Genomic DNA, 21,378 nt, shown 5'->3' with positions numbered 1-21,378 from the left:
CCTTATTACAAAATACCCCTGAGCCTTGGCCCAGGGGTTTTGTATAAGATAACACTTACAAATTCTTATTACTTGTTAGACGGACGCTTGTAACCGAAGGGTTTCAGGAGCTCTTCGCGGGACCTGGTCACGTCACCCTTGGTCTTTCCGGTGCCGCCGTTGAACGGCGGAATCGAGCAACGCAGCTTATTCTGCAGGCTAGCTTCTACCTTGTACACGTAGGCGCCCGTAGCCATAAGCTTACCGTTTTCTGCGTGCACATAGCCATCCTTATCCGGTTTCAGTTCGAAGTAGAGCTTCGTGAGGCCGGCTTCGTTGGCGTAGCTGGGGTCGTTCAGTTCCTGGGTAAAGCTGTAATCGCTTACAAAGTTACCGAGAGTCGTGTAGACCCAGATTTTGATCTTCAGCTTGGAGTTGTACAGGTTAAAGGCGCTTGCGTCGTCGGGGATCTTGGTTCCGTCTTCGCAGAATTGGGAAACGTATTCGTCAACCGTATATTCCTTGTAGTCCTTCTTCGCAGCGGCATCGAGCTTAGAAGTATCCACGCCCATACCGGCCGAAGAAATCCTACCGTTAGAGAGCATCAAGTCATCCATAGTCGCAAGGCCGCTCACGGTACCGCTCTTGCCATCGCTGACGGTCGGGAGCACAACGTCAAGAATCAGGGTCGGGCCCAGGTGCTTGGAGTCGCTAACTCCGGCATATGGCTTTTCACCGCTACCGTCCTTGGTCTTGAAGGAACCACCAATCAAGGTTTCCACTTCGTCGCCCGTAGTGGGGTTCTTCACGCTAACAGCGAAGGTCTGGCCCTTCTCGGGAGCGTTTTCGGCGTAGTATTCTTCGACCTTGTCCTTGGTCACGATAGTCACCGGACGTTCCACAGCAATGTCGAGATCCTTGCCATCCTTCATGTACACGCGCACCGTATCGGCGGCGATGTTTCCAGCCTTATCCTTGTAGAAGCGAACAATGATGTTCGGTCCCTTTACAAGCCCCTGGACAGTCAGGGAATCCTGCTTTTCGCCGTTGACAGTCCATTCGATATTCACGAAGTTCGTATGAGCCACCTGGTTGTCGACAGGCTTGAGGATTTCCACCGTCGGAAGCGTCTGGTCGAGCACCACGAACACGGACTGCTTGGCCGCATTGCCATACTTGTCTACATAGGTGTAAGACACCTGGTAGCCGCGGTCGCCTTCCGGATTCTTGACAGAATTGCCCTTGCTATCAACAACGTAGGTCAGTTCCACCGCATTGCCAGTATTCTTGTCGGTATATTCGTAAGAGACCTTGAACATGCCGCTGGAGCTTTCAGAATTCTTGGTAGCGATAAAGCCGCCGTTGCCATCCACATTGAGAACCTCGCCCGTGGTAGCGTCAGCCTGGTAAGAAACCTTCACCTTCTGTCCGTCAATTTCGGTTTCGTAAGTCACCGTGATGACTTCGATGGAATCGACCTTACCCTTTTCGTTCACCACAGCCTGCTTGACAACGTTGCCCTTAGTGTCGGTCACGTAACTGACAGTCACTTCAATTCCGGCAATCGTCGTCGGGTAGGAGTTCAGGTAGTTGGTTCCGTTAATCGGAGTACTTGTGGTTTTCGGATTCAGTTCGTCAAGAGCCACCGTCTGCTTGGCCACGTTAGAAAGAGCGTCGTAAGTCTTTTGCGGCACGCTAATCTTCTTGGTCAGGTCAACAGGGATAGTGAAGCTATAGCTAGAGTCACCCTTGATCGGATCCTTGTCCGTAACGTACACCGTAATCTGGCGAACCGTATCCTTCACGTACACGTTGGTATCGCCTTCAGCGGGCTGTTCCACAATGGTATAGATGTTGCTGGCGAGGTTAGCATCGCCACCGGCATCGATGTAAACTATCGGAGACACGTCGCTGTAGTAGGCAATGAAGCAATCCTTGGAACAGCCTTCGAAGCCGTCCACATCGCAAACTTCCTTACAGATCTTATTCTCGCCGGGCTTAAGCGTTGTATCGGAGCAATCCTTATTCGCCTTGTTGATTTCCCAGCAGATGTTAAGGGAATCCGTATGGGTGTAGATGATTTCAGGATTTTTCCAGAGGGAATCCTCGTTGCTTGCTTCGGTAATTTCGAGATCAGGTGCAAGAACATCGATGAGTTTCACAACGACAATCTTGGAATCAACGCCACCGCGATTATCCGTCACCTTGACCTTGATCGAAATCGTCTTGTTCTTTTCGTAATCAAGGTTAGAGCACTTCTTGGTGGTCACGACACCCGACTCGGACAATTCAAAGCATCCAGAAGGATCTTCTTCAAGAATCCACGTCAGTTCGTCGTTGTCCTTATCGATAGCTTCCAAGGTATCAACGATGGTGCCAGGATCAGAATTTTCCTTGACCTGAATGGTATCCGTGATAATCTTCGGATTTTCGTTCACATCATTGATCGTGATCGTAACCGTCTTGACAACGAAGAGCGTCGGATCGTTCTTGTCGGCAAGCATTACATCGATCGTGTAAGTATGCGGTTCCGTCTCGTAGTCGAATTCCTTCTTAGTCTTGATTACGCCTTCGGGAGTAATCGAGAAGTAGGCCGTGTCACCACCCACAGCGGTGAACACATCTTGCCTAAATACAGGTATGGAGTCATTTTCACCCCATTCGAGAGTTCCGACGACAGTTCCCGGGATCTTATGTTCATTGACATCAAAGTTCTGGTCGTCCAAAATCGGATTTTCGTTGACGTTGCCAATCGGAATAATAATCGTCGTATCGGCTTCCATATTATTGTCAACATCTTCAACATGAACTTGGATATCGATATACTGGACGGTTTCAAAGTCAAACTTGGTTGAATCCTTGACACGAACAGTACCATTTTCTTCAACCGTAACAAAGTCGCTATAATGGCTGGTATCGCTCAAGCTATACTTGCAACCAGGACAACCAACAAAATCATGAACACCGCGCAATGTGTCAATCACTGCATTATTCACCGGATTTTCGTTAATCGCACGCAAGGTGTCTTTTTCGAACTTGAGTGGAGGAAGATCAGGATCACTGATCTCCAAAGTGATGTAGCCATCATGAGAACCATCCTTCAGCGTTGCGGCATTCAGGTTCTGGATGATAATTCTAAAGGTTTCCTTTCCAGGCTTGCTGTCAGCACCTTCGTCAATTTTGTCATCATTGGCGGTCAAAATGATGGGGTCCCTCAGATTCTTGCTACCGACATCAAAATAGGCCTTACCAGGATTGACGCATTCCGTTCCATTGAACAACGGAATATTTGCAGTAGTGATATCAGCGCGAGCGGCAAGACCATTGGGATCCTTGCCATCTACAGTTCCTTGGAAGTCAAAGCAATATTCGAAATCAATAAGCGTCGTTGCTTCTTTGTCCAAAGCAATCTTAACCGTATCCAGAGCATGGCCTTCGACCAAATAAGTCTTTATGCCTTCTGCAGTCTGCAAAACAGGAGGATCGAACGGAACATAGCGGAAGGAACTGCCATCAAATTCGTGTCCAATTTCAAGTTCATTGGCGAGGAGCTGACCCGCCAGAACCAAGTTCGGGCCGACCTTAATCTTTTTCTTTGACAGGAACGAACCCTGGAAGAAAGATCCACCATTCATCGCAGACCAGTCAATATCCTCTTTACAATGGAACAATACATTTCCTGCATAGTCTTTATTCTCAACAAACTTAGGATTCGTAGAGTTAATCCATGCATCCCCTACATATTGAGCTCCTTCCTCAACGTAAGCCACTTGAATTGTCGAACTGGAGTTTGCAATAATCGAGCCACTTATAAACAGGCGAACCAAATTCTTGTTGTTCGCCATACGAACAACAATGCCCGAATTCGCGCCCATAATGATGTTTCCACCAACATAAACGTCATATATATTCGAACCGTTGCTATTAGGCGGAACATCAATGAAATAGGTTTGATTATTATTAATGGTTATATCGCCATAAATAACGTTCGCATTTGCAGGAAGAGCAGGCACATCAGGAATCGTAAGATATGTCGGGACTTCAGGAACACTATCGTAAGAACACATACCGAACTTGGCGGCAGCCCCTTGAGCAAGCCTACCTACAGGTTCTTTATCGCTTTTAAATTCGGCTTGGATAGTTGAGTTCTGATTCTTGGTGGAAGCAGCCCCCTCGATACAATGCGTTCCATAAAAGGAATTACCATTTGCACCCGTATTAAAATCACCCTTAACACGTGCAGGACCACTTAAAAAGACATCCGGACCATCTTGGAACACAATGTCTCCGCCAATATAAATCGGGCCGCCTAACTTGTGATCGCCATTGGTCAAAGTCATAGAGCCATGAGCTGTTCCAATTGCACCGTTGACATCGGGTGCACTCGCATGCCCCATAGAGATACCAAAAGAACCCCACATCTTAAAGGTCATCAACTTTTCCCAATACTTTTGGTGTTGAGCCCTTAATGCAGAATCCATCGTAGCAGGATTACCTACATCCGAAAGATCCTTGTAATATGTTGTAAGACTATCAAAAACTAGCGGTGCAACATCTGCAGCCGAGGCAACCCCCGCTACCGTCAGTACGAGCCATAACTTGTTTAAAAACTTTTTAATGTTGTTTACTCTAACCATCTTATACCCCCTGTTTGAAACAGGATTTTACTCTCCCGTAACAAAAATAAATAAAAAAAGTTTACGTAGGTTTCTTTTTTTTCACAAAACTAGACATTTTCATGGATAAATCGTCCACTTTTGTTCCGAAAATTTGTTTTTGCCGCTTTCCCTTGACAAAAATCACGACTTATTGCTAAATTGCGGGTTCCTAGGCCCTGCGCAATGACTATTTGCGGGCAAATCGCCAGGGCGAAAGCAGCAACGGACTTGCGAATTTTTATGTGCTCAGGTCGCCTAGGATTTTTTTATTGCCCTTAACAGGGCTTTTTTAATTGGGATTTTATGATTCTTTGGACGATTCGCCACACCAAGCCCTACAATCCAAACGATGTCTGCTATGGCAGGCTCGATTTTGACGTCTCCCCTACTTTTGAAGAAGAAAGCGACGGAGCTCTGAAGGCTTTACTAGGTGCTGGCGCCAAGCCCACGCGCATGTTCACCAGCCCCCTAAAGCGTTGCCTGAGGCTCGCCGAAAAGGCAGAAAAGGCCACGGGACTTACCAAGGAACCGCGAGAAGAAATCATCGAAATGAACTTCGGTACATGGGAAGGTCAGAAACTGACAGCCGTACCCCGCGAAGAAATGGCAGCCTGGGCTCACGACCTGCGCGGATACCGCTTTAAAGGCGGCGAATGCTTTTACGACATCGACCGCCGCGTGCAGTCGCTGCTGGACACGCTCGATGACGATGGTGAATTCTTGTGGATTACTCATGCCGGCGTGATTGCGGCCTTGCAGCATTTTGCCTGCGGACTGCCCGACGAACAGTTCGTGGAAGGTGCATTCAGCTATGCCATGGTGACTAAGTTCGAATTCAAGCGTGACGCAGACGGTCACTACCACGGGACGTTCACGAAGATCCACGACGGCATCCAGATGCAGCCGTTGAAGATAGGGTAATGCCGACCCTGAAACGAGTTCAGGGTGACGGATGCGTTAGAAATCAAAGGACAGCAAAGCCTGGAGGCCGCCGCCCAGCTGCGGCAGTACGGCCAAGTGCATGGGGTTGTCGAAGTCGCTCAACAGAGCGTCGACAGCGGCATCGCCAACGGAATACAGATAAAGTAAAGCAATCGCCCAAATGTACTGGTTGCGGTTCTTGCGATAATAAGTAACGCGTTCATCGACGCGTTCATACTCTTCGGACGTGGTGCTTTCTTTTTCCACGATATGCTTGCGATCCAGGTAGTATTCCACCATATTCTGCGAAGTCCAGATACTGGTCGCAGAGCCGATAAACGCCATATACAAAAGGCCCTGCTTACCGAACTCGCGGTTGTACATTTGTCCGAAACCGGGGATAATGGACCAGAGCAATGCCGTCTTCATGCTCTTGAGTTCAACGCTGCGGTAGTTGTTATTGTACCAGATTCCAAAGGCATCAAAGAAACTATACAGGTAAAGGCCGTACATCCAGGCAGTTTCTGCCTTGCGCAAGTCTTCCTGTTCCATTTTCTTGTCGCTCTTTTCATGAACACGGCCAATGAATTCGGTTCGTTTTTCGTGGTAATAGGCAAGGCTATCGCGGTTACGCTCATGCAAGACCTTGTCGGTATAGAACGCCACGGAATCGCGGAAGGGTTCTGCCTGTTCAAGCACTCGCTTATGCTGGTAACTCTTGTTCGCCGTGACTTCGTACAGCAACAGGAGTTCGATGCCCGTAATAAAGCCACCACGCACATAATGTTCGGTATAGTACTGACCACCACCCGGGAATATGGCAAACAGCATCGTCATTGCAAGCGAATTGCGCTTAGTCGGAATATCCCATTCGTTTACCGCAAGTGTATCGATAGCAACAATGCCCGTTTTGCCCTTTTGCATAGGGTCACTTGCCAAGGTATCGGCAGATTCTTCTGCTTGCGAGGAATCCGCCGGAACCGTCTGCGCACTAACCCCCGCCGCAAAGGCGAGGCTTACAAACAAGATTATAGCAAGCAGACGATTTGACATCGGCTTGACAATATAGAAAAAGATGACCTAATCCTTGATGCAACGAACAGACTTGAAGCTGGTCTTTTCTTCTTGAACCACGTAGACATAATATCCCAAAATGAGCAGATTCGCATACAAGGCTTCATCGACACTATCGCCAAACAGATTTACCAAGTATTCTGTAGCTAGCCAAAAATCACTCATGCCACCGACCCCCATAAAATCGCCACCTTTATGCTTTTGACCTGCCGGAAGAGCAGAAAACCCATAAGGGTCCGAACCGCCCCAACCCTTGGGAATTCTGTCCATCAAAGCGGAATCCAATTGGGATACGATAGAATCCATAGACGCAGCGGCACTTTCGCTTCTGGGCCAGCCATTCTTCGAAATAAGATTTACGGTAGCCGAATCCTTTCCACCCACTTCATCCAACAATACGTTCCACTCCGTTGTATCGGGCAAGTGCCAACCGGACGGGCAAGCCTCCTTAGCATCGTTCCATGAATAAAGCCTTCCATACTTGGCGCAACTATCGGCAGCATTATTGAAGCAGACAGAATTCGTCGTTTCATAGTTCAAATTTTGCGCAAGCCAAGTCTGCGAACCGATTGTAGTCGTCTTGTACACCTGACCGTCGCGAGCATCCGTCATCTCCCCGTACGAATAATCGGGATTAAGGTAGCTCGTCGTGACATAGGATGTTTTGGCAGAATCTTTAGGAACATCGGATGCAGACGTAGAAGAGTCATCTCCGCAAGCGGCAAAAAACACAGCACCGATCAAGAGTGCATATTTTAAGTAATTCATCATTGTTCTCCTTTATATTCGTTTGTTCAAATATATCTTTTTTTCAATCTTTGGCAATAATTTTTCATTTTTTCGCAAAGGAACAGCATACCGAGGTTCCAAAAGGTATATTTTCAAAAAAATTTCAGGTTTTTATCAAATTGTCATTTTATGACACAAAATAATTCTAAATTACGGAGTATGAAAATGAGCGATACAAAAGATTTTGATCTTCAACACGAAGACTTCGAAAACAAGATTTCCCAGTTGGTCAAGGCCATCAAGGATACGCTCATTGCACGTGGCGAAATGATGGCTACAGCCGAATCGCTCACGGGCGGACTTGTGGCAAGCAGCATCGTAAACGAGGCAGGATCTTCGGCAATACTTGCCGGCGGCATTGTCGCCTACCAGAACGAAATCAAGGAATCCCTGCTCGGAGTCCCGCACCAAGTGCTCGAAGAAAAGGGCGCCGTCTCGGCCGAAACAGTAAAAGCCATGGCCGAAGACGCACGCAAAAAGTTCGGTTGCGAATGGGCAATCGCCACTTCCGGAATCGCAGGCCCTACCGGAGCAGAACCCGGCAAACCTGTAGGAACCGTATGGATGGCTGTCGCCAATAGTTTGCAAAATGAGGTTTTTTGTAAAATTTTCGAAGGAAACCGTACCGAGGTACGCGAAAAAAGCGTGTATAGTGTATTGGGCAAGCTACTTTTTTTGTTGAATAACCAAAAAAGCACTTGCACAAGTGAACACTAAATGTTATATTTAGAAACGAAAAACAAAATGGAGTCCAACATGGCTAAGAAAACAACAACCCCGACAAGCAACCTTTCCGCAGACAAGGCCAAGGCAGTAGAAGCCGCCATCGCCCAAATTGAAAAGAATTATGGTAAAGGTTCCATCATGGCCCTAGGCCAGCAGCCCGTCGAAGACATTCCCGTTATTCCTACGGGTTGTATCCAGCTCGACATGGCCCTTGGCGTCGGAGGTTTCCCCCGCGGTCGTATCATCGAAATCTACGGACCGGAATCTTCGGGTAAGACGACTTTGACCCTGCACGCCATTGCCGAAGCCCAGAAGCTTGGCGGTGTCGCCGCATTCATCGATGCAGAACACGCTTTTGACGCCGTCTACGCCCGTAAGCTCGGCGTGGATATCGAATCCCTCCTTGTTTCCCAGCCGGACACCGGTGAACAGGCCCTCGACATTGCCGAGACCCTCGTTCGTTCCGGCGCTATCGACATCATCGTGATCGACTCTGTGGCAGCACTTGTGCCCCAGGCCGAAATCAACGGCGAAATGGGCGACAACCACGTCGGTCTGCAGGCCCGCCTTATGAGCCAGGCCCTGCGTAAGCTCACCGGCATTCTTTCGAAGTCCAACACTTGCATGCTGTTCATCAACCAGCTGCGTATGAAGATCGGCGTGATGTTCGGTAACCCCGAAACCACCACCGGCGGTAACGCCCTGAAGTTCTACGCCACCCAGCGTATCGACATCCGTCGCATCGCCGCCATCAAGGACGGCGAAGAAGTGATCGGTAACCGCACCCGCGTCAAGGTGGTCAAGAACAAGGTGGCCGCTCCGTTTACCCAGTGCGAATTCGACATCCTTTACGGTTGCGGTATTTCTCGTGAAGCCTCTATCCTCGACCTCGCTACCGAACTCGATATCATCCAGAAGAGCGGTTCCTGGTTCAGCTACAACAACGAACGCATCGGCCAGGGTCGCGAAAACACCCGCCTGTTCCTGAAGGACAACGCAGACCTCTGCAACGAAATCGAGCAGAAGATCCGCGAAAGTATGAAGGACGTGGAACTGTTCAAGCTGAACGAAGGCGACGCCATCGAAGCTGACGACAGCGACGAAGTCAGCGTTAGCGAAGACGCATAGAACCCTATCCAAACATTTTCTTCCTGAAGAGCAACAAACCCTGGCCTATCCTTTAGCCATTGGGATGGGTCGGGGTTTTCCTTTGTTGTAAATTTGCTATATTCCAGACCATGAAGGCAGAATTTTTCAAGGCAACATTACGGACGACAGCAACATTCCTCGCTATTGCTTGCTCCGGCGCCTTTTCCCAGACATCCTGCCCCCACTTTTTGCTGAACGGTCCCATGGTCGTCAATATCGAAGGCTTCTTCGTGAACGAAAAGATGTCCCGAGTGAGCCTCGATGTAGAATGGCGACACCACCCCGAAGCGCTGGACACATTCTTCGTGAACCAGCCGGACGTTCCTAAATTCAATTTCGTGACCGCCGGCGAATACCGCTACATGGAATTCCCCGATATCAAGGTCAAGCGCCAGCTGGGCACTCACCACCTGAAAGAAAACATCGGCGAGACTCCCTTGAAGCTCGACGACATGGAACTTCTGGCCAACGGCCAGTTCCTGTGCAGGGACTCCAGCGTCCAGAAGCCGAACATTCTTTCTACCGCCTTCTCCATGGCCTGGTGGAGCCTGGTTGCAGACAGCCTGCCGCAGCCGTCAAAGGTGACAATGAACGGCGCACGCAAAGAAAAGCGCTCTTTCTGGATTCGCCAGTGGAAAAACTATTCCGGCGAAATGCTGCCGACCCTAGTAAAGCTTGAAAGCGAAAAATACAGCGGCGAAATCTGGATCCGCTCCGCCTACACCATTCAGGCACTGCAAGCCGACCCGCTCAAGAACAGCGTAGAAGGCAAGCCAAAACCGCCTCTGCCGGATTTATTTAGAAAAATTCCTGTGAAAGGGGAAAGAAAAATACCCCTGATACTCAAGCTGAACCAGGAACTGCTGCGCGAGTGATCCGTCATAGAAACGCTTTTCAACACGTTTCCAGCCGCCCACTTCCAAGATAATATTCTGAAGACCCTCGTTCCAGAAGAAATGGCCGCCAAGCATGGCCTTGCCGTAACCGAGCGATTCCTTACGCACGGTGTTCTTGTCGCGCAAGAAACCGGTCTTGTAGAAATTGGATTCAAAAATGGCGGCGAAATGGTTTGTCAGAGGGATACGTCCGTAAGTATCCAACACTAGCAAGAAATCGCGGCTAAATACGGGGATGTTCCTGCGATAATCATAGCTTTTGCCTTCGAAATCGGTACTGACATCCAACAAGATATAGTGGAACTTGACGCCGAGAATAGAACCCTTGGGCAAAGAATAGCTCAAGCTGAAGAACATATCGATCAACTGGGTGTAATCAAAGGCGGCATCGTCCTTATAGATATTGTCCACCACATAGTCCGCATTCCAACTTTCGGCAATACGGCCCTCGCCTTCCACTTCGGCGGTCACCATTTCCAGGTTCGAACGCATGTAGAGATAGCTTTCGTAGACCACATTCGCCTCGATTTGCGGATTGGTCTTAAAGGGACGAATACCTATACCGGCCAGGTAACCCGCATAGAATGGGGAAACTTCAACGGCGGCATCCATACGCAAATAAGTCGGGAGGTTTTCGAGGCGTTCACCGTAGGAAAGTTCTTCAAGAGGTTCGAGCCAAGTATAGTGCAACATGCCCGTAGCCTGAGGCAGCCACTGGCCCCACACGAACGGGGTGTTCCCCATCAGGCTCCAGGAAAGGTTCGGACCATAACGGAAGCCATAATTGGCAATTTCATTAAAACCATCGGCAAAAGACGCGACGTTACAAGTAAAAAAAATTATAGAAAAGGCCAATAATTTCTTAAAATAAGTCATTTCGGAATAAAATTTAAAATAATTTCCCCATTTGCGCCATAAATTCTTATTTTGTAGGCATTAATTTATAGGAGTCACTATGAAGCTCTCTCATATTTGCGTGCTTGGCGTGAGCGCCCTGATGTTCTGGGCCTGTGCAAGCCGCTATTCTTCCCCCATTCTGATCGAACGCGGCGAAGGTCGCAAGGAATACGAACGCGAATACTACGCCGTTAAGGAAAGTATGGGCATCGACAAGCGCCTGAAGGACGTGTTCAAGCAGGGTTATATCGAAGAAGGCATGACCAATGACATGGTGAACCTCTTGTGGGGCCCTCCTGACCACGAAAAGACTACCGACAAGCAGAGCATTTGGGAATACTACACCCGCGAAGGCGAACTCATTACCCGCCTTATCTGGAAGCACCCCGACCAGGCTCGTTTGAAGGGCTACGAAGAAGAATGGATTTTGGAAAAGATCGAAGGCGACCGCTACGGTGGATCCCCGGCTCCGACCTCCAAGCATTCCTCTAACTACTAGTTTAAGTAGCGATTCCGGACCAAGTCTGGAATGACAAGAACGATTTATGCGAAAAGATGCGCCCTCGGACTACCGGGGGCGGTCTTTTTTTACTAAATTTAGGCGCGTTAAATTTTAAACCTCTCAAGGAGTTAATTATGCGTCAGTATATCATCGCTGGTAACTGGAAGATGAACAAGACCGTTAGCGAATCCATTCAGCTCGCTAAGGATATCGTGGAAGCCGTCAAGGACGTGAAGAAGACCGAAGTGGTCATCGCCCCGACTTACCTCGCCGCCGCCAAGGTCGCCGACGTCATCAAGGGTTCCAACGTGAAGCTCGCCATCCAGGACATTCACTGGAAGGACCAGGGCGCATACACTGGTAAGGTTTCTGTGGACATGGTCAAGGAAATCGGTGCCGAATACATCATCATCGGTCACTCCGAACAGCGCCAGTACTTCCACGACACTGAAGAAACTGTGAACCTCAAGGTCAAGAAGACCCTCGAAGCCGGTCTGAAGCCGATCATCTGCATTGGCGAAACTCTCGACCAGCGCAACGGCGGCATCCTCAAGGAAGTCCTCGGCCTCCAGATCAAGGGCGCCTTCAAGGACGTTTCTGCTGAAGACGCAGCCAAGTGCGTTCTCGCTTACGAACCGGTTTGGGCAATCGGCACTGGCGTTACTGCTACCGACGAACAGGCTCAGGACACCCAGGCCTACGCTCGCTCCGTTGTTAAGGAAATCTACGGCGAAGCCGTTGCCGAAGGCATGCGCATCCAGTACGGTGGCTCCATGAAGGGCGCCAACGCTGCAGGCCTCCTCGCTCAGAAGGACATCGACGGTGGTCTTATCGGTGGTGCAGGCCTCAAGGCTAACACCTTCATGGAAATCATCGCCGCTGCCGAAGCCAAGTAATTTCCGGTAAAACTTTAAACTCAAGGTAAAACGACTATGACAACTCTCTTTTGGATTGGTATCGTCCTCCACGTGTTCCTGTGCCTCTTCCTCATGCTGCTCGTTCTGGTTCAGAACGACAAGATGGGCGGTCTCGCAGGCCTCGGTGGCATGACTTCCCAGTCTGCCTTCTCTACCGCAGGTGCCGCGACTTTCATCCAGAAGTTGACCCGTGTCGTGGCCGTGATCTTCTTTATCGTCGTGTTCGCCCTCGGCCTGATTACTGCCAAGCAGGACCAGGCTGTCGAAGAATCTTCGATGCAGAAGGCTACCCGCGAAAACGCTGCCCAGCAGCAAGCTCCGGCTCCGGCACTTCCGGCTGACTTTGCAGCTCCTGCTGCACCGGCCGCCGATGTTGCTCCGGCTACCGAAGCTCCGGCCGCTCCCGCAGCTGAATAAGGTTTTGTTTGGCGCAGCTTAGGCTCGCCAACAGCCTGCGGTCGTGGTGGAATTGGTAGACACGCTAGCTTGAGGTGCTAGTGGGAGCGATCCCATGACAGTTCAAGTCTGTCCGACCGCATTACGAAGTCCGCCCTTGTGAAAAGGGCGGATTTTTTTAATTTCTTCCCCGAGGTTTTATATGCAGAATACATTAGTTGCACCGGTTGGAGTCCTGGGCTTTGGCGTCGAAGGCCAGAGCACATTCAATTACCTTGTTCGTAACGGAGTCAAGGACATCGTGGTGATGGACAAGAATCCGGTGAACCTGCCGCAAGTACCCGCCGGCGTGAACGTGAAGGTTTGCAGCGGAGAAAGCTACCTGGACGGTCTCAAGGATTGCGTGACCGTGGTACGTTCCGCAGGTGTTTACCCCATGAGCCAGGAGCTGTTCAAGTTCCAGATGAACGGCGGCCTCATGACAAGCCAGATCCAGCTGTTTTTAGAACAAACTAAATCCAAGAAGGTTGTTGGCGTTACGGGTACGCTCGGCAAGGGCTCTACCGTGAGCATGATCAGCCACATTCTGACCAAGTGCGGCGTGAACAATGAAATTGGCGGCAACTTCGGTGTGCCGGCGTTGGACTTGCTCGAAACGGAAACGGCAGACCGAATCAGCATTCTGGAGCTTTCGAGTTTCCAGCTGATGACATTGTCGCTGTCGCCGGACGTGGGCGTGGTGCTGCGTGTTTCCACGGAGCACCTCGACTGGCATAAGACTGTCGAAGAATACCGCGACGCGAAGGCGAACTTGGTTCGTTGGCAGAAGCGCGCCGGTACGTGCGTGTACTTGAAGGACGCCGCACCCACCGCAAAGATTGCCGCAGAAAGCCCCGCTGGGACCAAGTATGCGGTTAGCCTTAAAGATGGTCCGAGCGCGGGCGATGGCGATGCAGTCATCGATGGAGCAACACTCTCGATTGACGGCGAGAAGCTGTTCCTTTCGGACTGCAAAGTACGCGGCATTTACCAGCTTGAAAACATGGCCGCCGCAACGCTCGCTTGCAAGGCCTTGGGAATCAAGGTTGCAGACGCCTTCAATGCTTTGAAGAGCTACGAGACTCTCCCCTTCCGTATGGAATTCAAAGGCGAAAAGAACGGCATCGAATTCTTTAACGACAGCTACGCAACTCGCCCCGATGCAACGATTGCTGCAACGGCCAGCATGAAGCGCCCCTTCGCGCTGATTCTCGGCGGTTCCGAAAAGAACGCAGACTTCACCGAACTTTCGCAGATTCTGGTGAACGAACGTCCGAACCTCAAGCGCATCGCGCTCATCGGCGCTACCGCAGAACGCATGCTGGAATCGCTGAAGCAGGCCGGGCTCAAAGTCACCGCAAATATCTTTCCCACTCTTGAAGAAGCATTTGCAGACAGCCTCTCCATCGGCGAAGGCGGCACCGTTATCATGAGCCCCGCCTGCGCAAGCTTCGGGCTGTTCAAGAACTACAAAGTCCGCGGCCAAGTCTTCGACAAGCTCGTCGCAGATTTGTAATTCGGACAGAACAATTACCTATATCAAGCATGCCGCACAATGTGCGGCATTTTTTTTGAATTTTTTCAAAAAAATTCATCCTTACCCCTTTACAAGCGGAGCGATTTAATCTAAATTTGGGTCGTTCCGCTAAGGACCACGCGGTCGTGGTGGAATTGGTAGACACGCTAGCTTGAGGTGCTAGTGGGAGCGATCCCATGACAGTTCAAGTCTGTCCGACCGCAGAAGAAAGACTCAGTGAAAACTGAGTCTTTTTTCGTTTTATGCACTTCCCTATTTTATCACATTTTCATGCATGCGACAGAGCCGAACGGTCATAAGCAATTTTCGTGAGCCACGAGCGACTCGTCTTAACGAGTCGTGAGGGCGAGAGTGAGGCGATATCACATTTTCATGTATGCGACAGAGCCGAACGGTCATAAAAAGTCTTCCCAGTGCAAAGCACCGGGAAGACTTCGTTGGAGGTGTATGTAAGAAGCTTATTTGGTGAAATTCACCACGAAGGTCTTATTGCCCTGCTTGAGCATGTAGACACCCTTCTTGAAGCCGGCGGCCTTGAGCGCTACAGTTGCATCACCCTTATGAGCCATATCTACCGAGCCAAGCACAGAGCCCTTCAAGTCAAACACACGGTAAGATACAGAAGCCTTGTTCTGGAGCTTGACCGTTCCGATGGATGTCGTTGTTTCAGGAGCATCCTTACCGGCCACAAAGTTGAAGTAGTCGATATCGAACCAATCGCCCGTCACTTCGAAGCGAAGGATATGTTCGCCTGCGGGAAGCGTCAGGTTTGCCTTCACCTTGGTAAATTCATCCCAGCTAGAGCCAGAGACCGGAACTTCAGCCACGGCATCACCATCGATAGAGAGCTTGAAGCCTGCAGTCGAATTGTCTGTGGCAACAGAAGCGTACATGGTGTAATCGCCCGCTTCCTTCACGTTCACGGTGTATTCGAGCCATTCGCCAGCCTGGTTGTAACCCACCACTACGCCGGTTTCTTTTTTATAAAGGTCAACGCCGGTGCCCTTGCGCAGGTCGCTATCACCATGGTTGTCAGAATCGTTTTCAGCATAGGAATCATTGCCTGCGCCATAACCCGGTTCGTCGAAGTTTTCGGCTTCAATCTTGCCCGGAATTTCTGCAACCTTGCCGCCGAAAGCGGTCTGCGGTTCAGGTTCGCGCTTGGTACCCTGGAATTCCCATTCGAGAATGCCCATGGTAGAGTCCTTGCCATTATTCTTGAACACGAAGAACACCTGGTCGATCACGCCAGTAAGGCCCTTCATTTCGCAATCGTTATCAGTAAAGGTCTTGTTATTGGCAGTCTTTGCAAGTTCGCAAGTACCGGCCAACGTACCGCTAGCGCTACCCGTATGGATTTCAATCTTGTTGCCATCGCCTACGTTTGCGGCCTTGATACGAAGGTTCTGAGCACCATTACCGAAGTCCACACCAGAAACGCGGATCCAAGATTCGCTACGGCTCGTGAGCGGCAAGAGCACGTGCTTCACCGGCTGCCCCTGAGTCCAGTCAGTACGGCTACGGATGTTCAGCTGCTTGGAGCTCGTCGTTGCCTTGTAGGTCTTGTACGGGTCAAAGTTCTTGATCTGCTTAGGTCCTTCACGAGTGAAGGTCAGCTTGTTCATCTTGTCGCCACTCCAAGTGAGTTCGTCGATGGACACGCTTCTGTGGTTTTCGTAGTTCGGGTTTTCAGAACGCACGCCAGCCTGAGTCGTTGCAGCCGGGTGGTTGTCAGAAGTCACCAAGCGGCGGTCGTGATACACGGCATACCACTTGTCCTTGAACGGAGCGAAGCCCTGGTGGTTGTTACCACCTTCGCCATGAGCATCAGGCACAGAGCCGATTCCCGGAATGACCGTGCCCACAAAGGTATACGGACCCCAAATATTGTTGGACATACCATAGTCAATCACCTGGCTACGGTTGTTGAAGCTCAAGTAATAAGTGCTGCCCTTCTTGTGCAAGTACGGAGCTTCGAAGGAGTTCGGCAAAGAGACCTTCTTCAAGGAGTTCTTGTCGAAAGTAATCTTGCCATTGCTTTCGGTAAAGCTGATAATGTCAAAGTTGTTGCCGTAGGGACGGCTGGAGCTTTCACCACCACCGAAAATCACGTAACCCTTGCCGTCGTCATCAATCAAGATGCCCGGGTCAAAGCAGTGCGCAATGCCGTCGCAACCGCCGATAAGGCTTCCGCCACCTGCAATTCTATTGACGCCATGAGTTTCCTTGACCGGGTCGGTATAAGGTCCATCAATCGCCGGGGCGGTAATCATACCCACGCCGCTTGCACCATCAGGGTAAACGATATAGACCTTACCATTCTTGACAGCAATGCCCGAAGCCCAAGTGTTGTTCGGATAGTTGCCGAATTCACGCTTGGAACGGAAAATCATACCGTGGTCGGTCCAGTTTTTCATATCTTCAGAAGTGAAGGCATAAAGACCGACAATGTCGTAGTTCCAGTTGGTCTGATTGTTGTAGTCGTCGACATCCGTCAGAATATAGAACGTGTCACCATCGGAGGCACAAGAGGGGTCCGCCAAATAATGATACGATGAAATCGGGTTGTCGGCTAAGCCAAACACAGCAAGGCCTGCCACAAGGCAAGTGGCCCTTTTCCACACCTTTTTGTAATCCATTTATCACTCCATGCAAGGGCTACAACATGTAGACCCATCCAAAGGTAAAATTACCCCCTTTTTGCGTAAAAATCCCGTTTACATGGATATTCTTATGGATAAATTGACAACAGGGAAAATTTGCTAAATTTACAGCTAATGAACCGTTTTGAACTTCTAAAGACTTCAAAAAAATCGAAAGCGCGCCTTGGCGTGGTCCATACCGATCACGGCGACGTGACAACGCCGATTTTTATGCCCGTGGGTACTGAAGCGACCGTAAAAGCAGTCACTCCGGCACAGCTGAAGGACATCAAGGCTGAAATTATCCTTGCAAACACCTACCACCTGTACCTGCGCCCGACCACCCCGCGAATCGCAAAAGCGGGCGGAATCCACAAGTTTATGGCTTGGGACGGCCCCGTTTTGACGGATAGCGGCGGATTCCAGGTGTGGAGTCTTAAAGATTTACGCAAAATCACCCCCGAAGGGGTGGAATTTAGAAGCATTCTCGACGGTTCAAAGCACTTTTTCAGCCCCGCAAGCGTGATGAACGCCCAGCGCGAAATCGGCGCGGACATCATCATGGCGCTCGACGAATGCACTCCGTACCCGAGTACCGCCAAAGAAGCGGAGCATAGCCTGAATTACACCTTGAAATGGACCGCCGAGGCCATGCAATGGCTCAAGGAGCACCCGCCCATTCACGGTTACGACCAGCAGTTCTTCGGAATCATTCAAGGCGGCATGCACAAGAACCTGCGCAAGCAAGCTATCGAACGTATTGCCGAACTTGGCCCCGACGGCTTCGCCATGGGCGGCCTTTCGGTGGGTGAACCAACCGAAACCATGTACGAAATCGCGGACTTCTGCACCGACATTCTGCCGCAAGACCACGCCCGCTACGTGATGGGTGTGGGAACGCCGTGGAACCTGCTCGAACTGATTGAGCGCGGCGTGGACATGTGCGACTGCGTGATGCCGACCCGTAACGCGCGCAACGGCATGCTGTTTACCAGCGAAGGCGTGTTGCGTTACAAGGCCGCCCGCCATGCCGAAGAATTCGACAAGCCGGTCGACCCGAATTGCGATTGCTACTGCTGCCGCAACTTTAGCCGCGCGTACTTACGCCACCTGCACCATGCAGGCGAATCGCTCGGATTTACGCTTGCAAGCATTCACAATTTGCACTTCTACCTGCACCTGATGCGCGAAGCTAAGCAGCATATCGCTGATGACACCTTCGAGGAATGGAAGCGGGAAAAGTGCGAAATATTGCAAAGGGATTTGCAGTAGTTCAGCAAAACAATTCAACACAAAAAACCCCGGTTAAAAACCGGGGTTTTTGTTAAAGAGGATTCCCGGCGCGAGGCCGGGGATAAATCTTAGCGGATGCTGATGCGAGCAGTCTTGGCCATGCCAGCAGACTTCACGCGGACAACATAGTTACCGCGGTTCATGCCCTGGAAGGACACCTGATGATTACCGGCGGCATTTTCGACGCGGTTCATCACCATGTTACCTTGCATGTCGAACACCTGGATGCGGGCAGCGGCAGTAGTCACCACGTTCAGCATATCGCCGTTCACAGTGAGTTTGAGGTCGCTTGCAGCCTTGCGAGACACGCGGACACCCACAGAACCAGCGGCGACGCACTTCAGGTCATCCACATAGAGGTAGTTGTATTCCGGCTGGAATTCGTCAGAGTAACCGAGAGCACCGATGACTTCCCAGGACATCTTCTTGACGTTAGCCCAGTTGAAGTCGACCTTAGTTTCGGTCCAGCTCGGCTGCTTGAATTCTTCCTGAGCGAAGGCAATCGTCGTCCATTCAGCAGCGGATTCAACCCTACGGTTATGGAAGGCGAAATCAGTCACCTGACCGTCCTGAAGCTTGATGGTATGACCGTTACCCTTGTAGCGATAGCTGATAACCGGGCAGTTGGTCAGGTCAACACCCTTAGAGGTGTCGGCATTCAGGTTAACACCAAGAGCGACAAACGGATCGTACGTGAGCGTACCGTCTTTCCAAGAAATTCCTTCCAGGCCAACAAAGCCCTGCGTGCCGTTAGTGGCATCCTTGGTACCCGGGAACACAACGACATAGCCCGGAAGAGCCGGATCATAGACGTTGGTAATTGCAGACTGTCCACCACCGTCAACGTCGGTGTAGGCGTACCAAGTACCAGTAGTATTGAGGACTTCATCAACGTCTTCAACATCGTCAATCACCAAGAGATCCGTAATCACCGGAGCGACAGAAGAAGAAGACTGCGTCGGAGCGATGCTGGAGCTTGACTTGCCACCCTTGCTGGAGCTAGACTTGCCGCCATTGGAAGAAGAAGAGGACTTCGGAGTATCGCCAGCACCACCGCTAATTGCAGTGATAGACATGCCATCGCAACGGACATCATCCACATAGAGGTAATCGAGAGAAGGCTGGTTCTGAGCATCCGGAACGTTCAGCACGCCCTTGACTTCCCAAGCGAGGCGCATGACCTTGTCGAGGCCCTTGTCCTTGAGGTTGAAGTGCTTGTCGTTATCGCCCCAGTCTTCCTGGTTGAACTGATCCCAAGTGAGTTCCACTTCCTTCCATTCTTCGGAAGCGTCCTTGTTCACGTGGTGGAAGTTCCAGTTCGTCACGAGAGAGGTTTCGAGACGGAAGTTGTGGCTTGCGCCCTTGAACTTGTAGCTGATGGACTTGCAGGACTTCATGTTGAACACGGTGGTGTCCTTCGTGAGGTTCAGGCCGAGGTCAGCATACGGAGCGTATTCGTAGGTACCTCTAGCGAGCTTGATACCCTTCATACCAACCATATACTTAGAGGTGTTCTTGCCGCCATCGGACGGAAGGAGAACATCATAAACTTCCTTGCCGAAGTCATTTTCCCACTTAGCATTGGTCAAGGTAGACTTACCAACACCATTGGTGCCGCTTTCGCCAGCGTCAGTCCATGCAGACCAGAAACCACCGGTATAGGCATAATGGTCATTGTCTTCCACGTCGTCGATCAAATCGGTCTTTGCGCCGTTGGCCACACCAGTAGAGAAGCCGGAGTTACCAGAGCTGCTACCGTTCTGGAGGCCGCAATCCTTGTAAGACTTGCCCTTGTTCATCCAGCCCTTGACCATGTTACCGGAGGTGGAGTAAGAAAGGCCGTTATCAAGGTTAATCTTGTTAAATGCTGCAGAACCTTCGTTCACAGCAGAAGCGGACCAGTTTGCCCAAGAAATCTTGTTCTGATCCATCCAGGAAATCCACTTTTCGCTTTCACCCTGGTTGGCACCACCGTTACCATCGGCAGAAACGGTACCCCATTCCGTTGCAAACACCGGAACGCCCTTGCTCATGGCACTTGCAGCAGACTGAGCCTTGTCACCGTTAGCAGGGTGGGTGGCTGCGTAGAAGTGAAGTGTGCAACCGTAGTTTTTATCGCTAAAGGAACCGGCACATTCAGCAGGGTTACTTGACCAACCCGTGCTACCGATAAGAATCAGGTTGTCAGAGTGCTTACGAATGGCAGAAATAACCCTGTCAGCATGGCTCTTGACTTCGCTCCAGCCACCGGTGGGTTCGTTCCAGACTTCGAAAATCACGTTGTTGTATTCACCGTAGGTCTCTGCAGCATAGTCAAAGAACTTGACGGCGTCATCGGTATAGCCAGTAGAGCTTTCGATGTGCCAGTCGATAATCACGTAAATATCGTTTTCGATGGCAGCATTCACCACGTTCTTGAGGTAAGCCTTCTGGAGGTCTTCACCACCGGTGATATAGCCACGGCCCTTGTCAAAGCTGTTGCTCACGCCCATAGCAAAGCGGAGCACTTCGATGCCCATGTCCTTCACCATGAGGTTCACTGCTTTTTCTGTGTAGAAAGCGGTTGCACTATCCGCAGCAGAGCTCCAGAAGAGGCTCATGCCCTTGACCTGGACAGCTTCGTTTTGATACTGCGGGCAAGAACCCGAGAGCTTGCTGCCATTTGCTTTAAGTTCACCGTAAGTACTTACAGGACCAACCCTGTTCGCACTGATTGCCATGGCGGACACCGCAGCCACGGCCATAATCGCAAGAATCTTTTTCATTCTTCGTGACCCTTTTTGGTTTATGTGGACACCAATCCCTTATAGTTCCCAAAGCAAAAATAGTAAAGCAAGTCGTAATTTCCTTGTAATATTTTCTATAACAAATTTTGAGCCCAATAACCACCGTTTCCCTAAACATCTTTTTACAAAAAGAAGCCCTGCCCAAAGGCAGGACTTTCTCCATTGTAAAATTTCAAA

Annotated in this window: 15 protein-coding genes, 2 tRNA genes and 1 other RNA gene; 12 read left to right on the top strand and 6 right to left on the bottom strand. The window is 50.4% G+C overall.

All coding sequences use genetic code 11. The annotated features are described in order from the left end of the window. Positions 1 to 68: 68 nt before the first annotated feature. Entirely contained in the window at positions 69 to 4,616 is a 4,548-nt protein-coding gene (locus tag BUA40_RS05880) for a cadherin repeat domain-containing protein (RefSeq protein ID WP_143149708.1), read from the bottom strand. Between the two features lie 188 nt (positions 4,617 to 4,804). Here BUA40_RS05880 and ffs point away from each other — a divergent pair. Both ffs and BUA40_RS05870 read left to right on the top strand, forming a co-directional pair. After that, positions 4,805 to 4,901: signal recognition particle sRNA small type (ffs, locus tag BUA40_RS05875), an RNA gene on the top strand. A gap of 39 nt (positions 4,902 to 4,940) precedes the next feature. Continuing rightward, positions 4,941 to 5,558: a histidine phosphatase family protein gene (locus tag BUA40_RS05870; RefSeq protein WP_072799458.1), complete on the top strand. Its 618-nt coding sequence runs from the start codon at positions 4,941 to 4,943 to the stop codon at positions 5,556 to 5,558. Between the two features lie 36 nt (positions 5,559 to 5,594). On the opposite strand, the gene BUA40_RS05865 is transcribed toward BUA40_RS05870, so the two are convergent. Then, entirely contained in the window at positions 5,595 to 6,611 is a 1,017-nt protein-coding gene (locus tag BUA40_RS05865; protein ID WP_072799456.1) for a DUF5683 domain-containing protein, read from the bottom strand. A 27-nt stretch (positions 6,612 to 6,638) separates the two neighbouring features. Further along, the gene (locus BUA40_RS05860; protein WP_178299563.1) at positions 6,639 to 7,400 is read right to left on the bottom strand and encodes a fibrobacter succinogenes major paralogous domain-containing protein; all 762 of its coding nucleotides are present in this window, start codon (positions 7,398 to 7,400) and stop codon (positions 6,639 to 6,641) included. A 186-nt stretch (positions 7,401 to 7,586) separates the two neighbouring features. Between BUA40_RS05860 and BUA40_RS05855 the strand changes: the two genes are divergently transcribed. The 3 genes from BUA40_RS05855 (at position 7,587) to BUA40_RS05845 (ending at position 10,171) form a co-directional block, all read left to right on the top strand. After that, a complete protein-coding gene (locus BUA40_RS05855) occupies positions 7,587 to 8,138 on the top strand; it encodes a CinA family protein (protein ID WP_072799452.1) in 552 nt (183 codons plus the stop codon). Positions 8,139 to 8,177: 39 nt separating this feature from the next. After that, positions 8,178 to 9,275, top strand: coding sequence for a recombinase RecA (recA, locus tag BUA40_RS05850; RefSeq protein WP_072799650.1), 1,098 nt, complete (start codon positions 8,178 to 8,180; stop codon positions 9,273 to 9,275). Positions 9,276 to 9,385: 110 nt separating this feature from the next. Next, positions 9,386 to 10,171 carry a hypothetical protein gene (locus BUA40_RS05845; protein WP_143149707.1) on the top strand — a complete coding sequence of 262 codons (786 nt, stop codon included), beginning with the start codon at positions 9,386 to 9,388 and terminating at the stop codon, positions 10,169 to 10,171. On the opposite strand, the gene BUA40_RS05840 is transcribed toward BUA40_RS05845, so the two are convergent. Continuing rightward, positions 10,091 to 11,068 carry a hypothetical protein gene (locus BUA40_RS05840; protein WP_072799447.1) on the bottom strand — a complete coding sequence of 326 codons (978 nt, stop codon included), beginning with the start codon at positions 11,066 to 11,068 and terminating at the stop codon, positions 10,091 to 10,093. The genes BUA40_RS05845 and BUA40_RS05840 overlap by 81 nt on opposite strands. A gap of 79 nt (positions 11,069 to 11,147) precedes the next feature. On the opposite strand from BUA40_RS05840, the gene BUA40_RS05835 reads away from it, so the two are divergent. The 6 genes from BUA40_RS05835 to BUA40_RS05810 all read left to right on the top strand — a co-directional run bounded on the left by BUA40_RS05835 (position 11,148) and on the right by BUA40_RS05810 (position 14,683). Continuing rightward, entirely contained in the window at positions 11,148 to 11,588 is a 441-nt protein-coding gene (locus tag BUA40_RS05835) for a hypothetical protein (RefSeq protein WP_072799445.1), read from the top strand. A 137-nt stretch (positions 11,589 to 11,725) separates the two neighbouring features. Further along, positions 11,726 to 12,487 carry a triose-phosphate isomerase gene (tpiA, locus tag BUA40_RS05830; protein ID WP_072799442.1) on the top strand — a complete coding sequence of 254 codons (762 nt, stop codon included), beginning with the start codon at positions 11,726 to 11,728 and terminating at the stop codon, positions 12,485 to 12,487. 36 nt (positions 12,488 to 12,523) lie between these two features. Next, positions 12,524 to 12,925, top strand: coding sequence for a preprotein translocase subunit SecG (gene secG / locus BUA40_RS05825; RefSeq protein WP_072799439.1), 402 nt, complete (start codon positions 12,524 to 12,526; stop codon positions 12,923 to 12,925). 37 nt (positions 12,926 to 12,962) lie between these two features. Next, a tRNA-Leu gene (locus tag BUA40_RS05820) sits at positions 12,963 to 13,046 on the top strand. A gap of 60 nt (positions 13,047 to 13,106) precedes the next feature. Then, positions 13,107 to 14,459 carry a UDP-N-acetylmuramoyl-L-alanine--D-glutamate ligase gene (gene murD / locus BUA40_RS05815; protein WP_072799437.1) on the top strand — a complete coding sequence of 451 codons (1,353 nt, stop codon included), beginning with the start codon at positions 13,107 to 13,109 and terminating at the stop codon, positions 14,457 to 14,459. A 140-nt stretch (positions 14,460 to 14,599) separates the two neighbouring features. Continuing rightward, positions 14,600 to 14,683: transfer RNA gene (locus BUA40_RS05810), tRNA-Leu, on the top strand. A gap of 255 nt (positions 14,684 to 14,938) precedes the next feature. On the opposite strand, the gene BUA40_RS05805 is transcribed toward BUA40_RS05810, so the two are convergent. After that, entirely contained in the window at positions 14,939 to 17,119 is a 2,181-nt protein-coding gene (locus BUA40_RS05805) for a carbohydrate-binding protein (RefSeq protein WP_072799434.1), read from the bottom strand. 138 nt (positions 17,120 to 17,257) lie between these two features. Here BUA40_RS05805 and tgt point away from each other — a divergent pair, with 138 nt between their 5' ends. Beyond that, positions 17,258 to 18,394 (top strand): tRNA guanosine(34) transglycosylase Tgt, encoded by a 1,137-nt coding sequence (gene tgt / locus BUA40_RS05800; RefSeq protein WP_072799431.1) that lies wholly within the window; start codon positions 17,258 to 17,260, stop codon positions 18,392 to 18,394. An 89-nt stretch (positions 18,395 to 18,483) separates the two neighbouring features. Here tgt and BUA40_RS05795 read toward each other — a convergent pair whose 3' ends face one another. Further along, complete coding sequence (locus tag BUA40_RS05795) at positions 18,484 to 21,180, bottom strand: cellulase family glycosylhydrolase (RefSeq protein ID WP_072799429.1); 2,697 nt, start codon at positions 21,178 to 21,180, stop codon at positions 18,484 to 18,486. Positions 21,181 to 21,378: the final 198 nt, after the last annotated feature.

Source organism: Fibrobacter sp. UWT2 (assembly GCF_900142545.1).
In the GTDB taxonomy this organism is placed as follows: domain Bacteria; phylum Fibrobacterota; class Fibrobacteria; order Fibrobacterales; family Fibrobacteraceae; genus Fibrobacter.
Note: the sequence above shows the minus strand (reverse complement) of the source record. Positions and strands in the feature narration are given on the sequence as shown.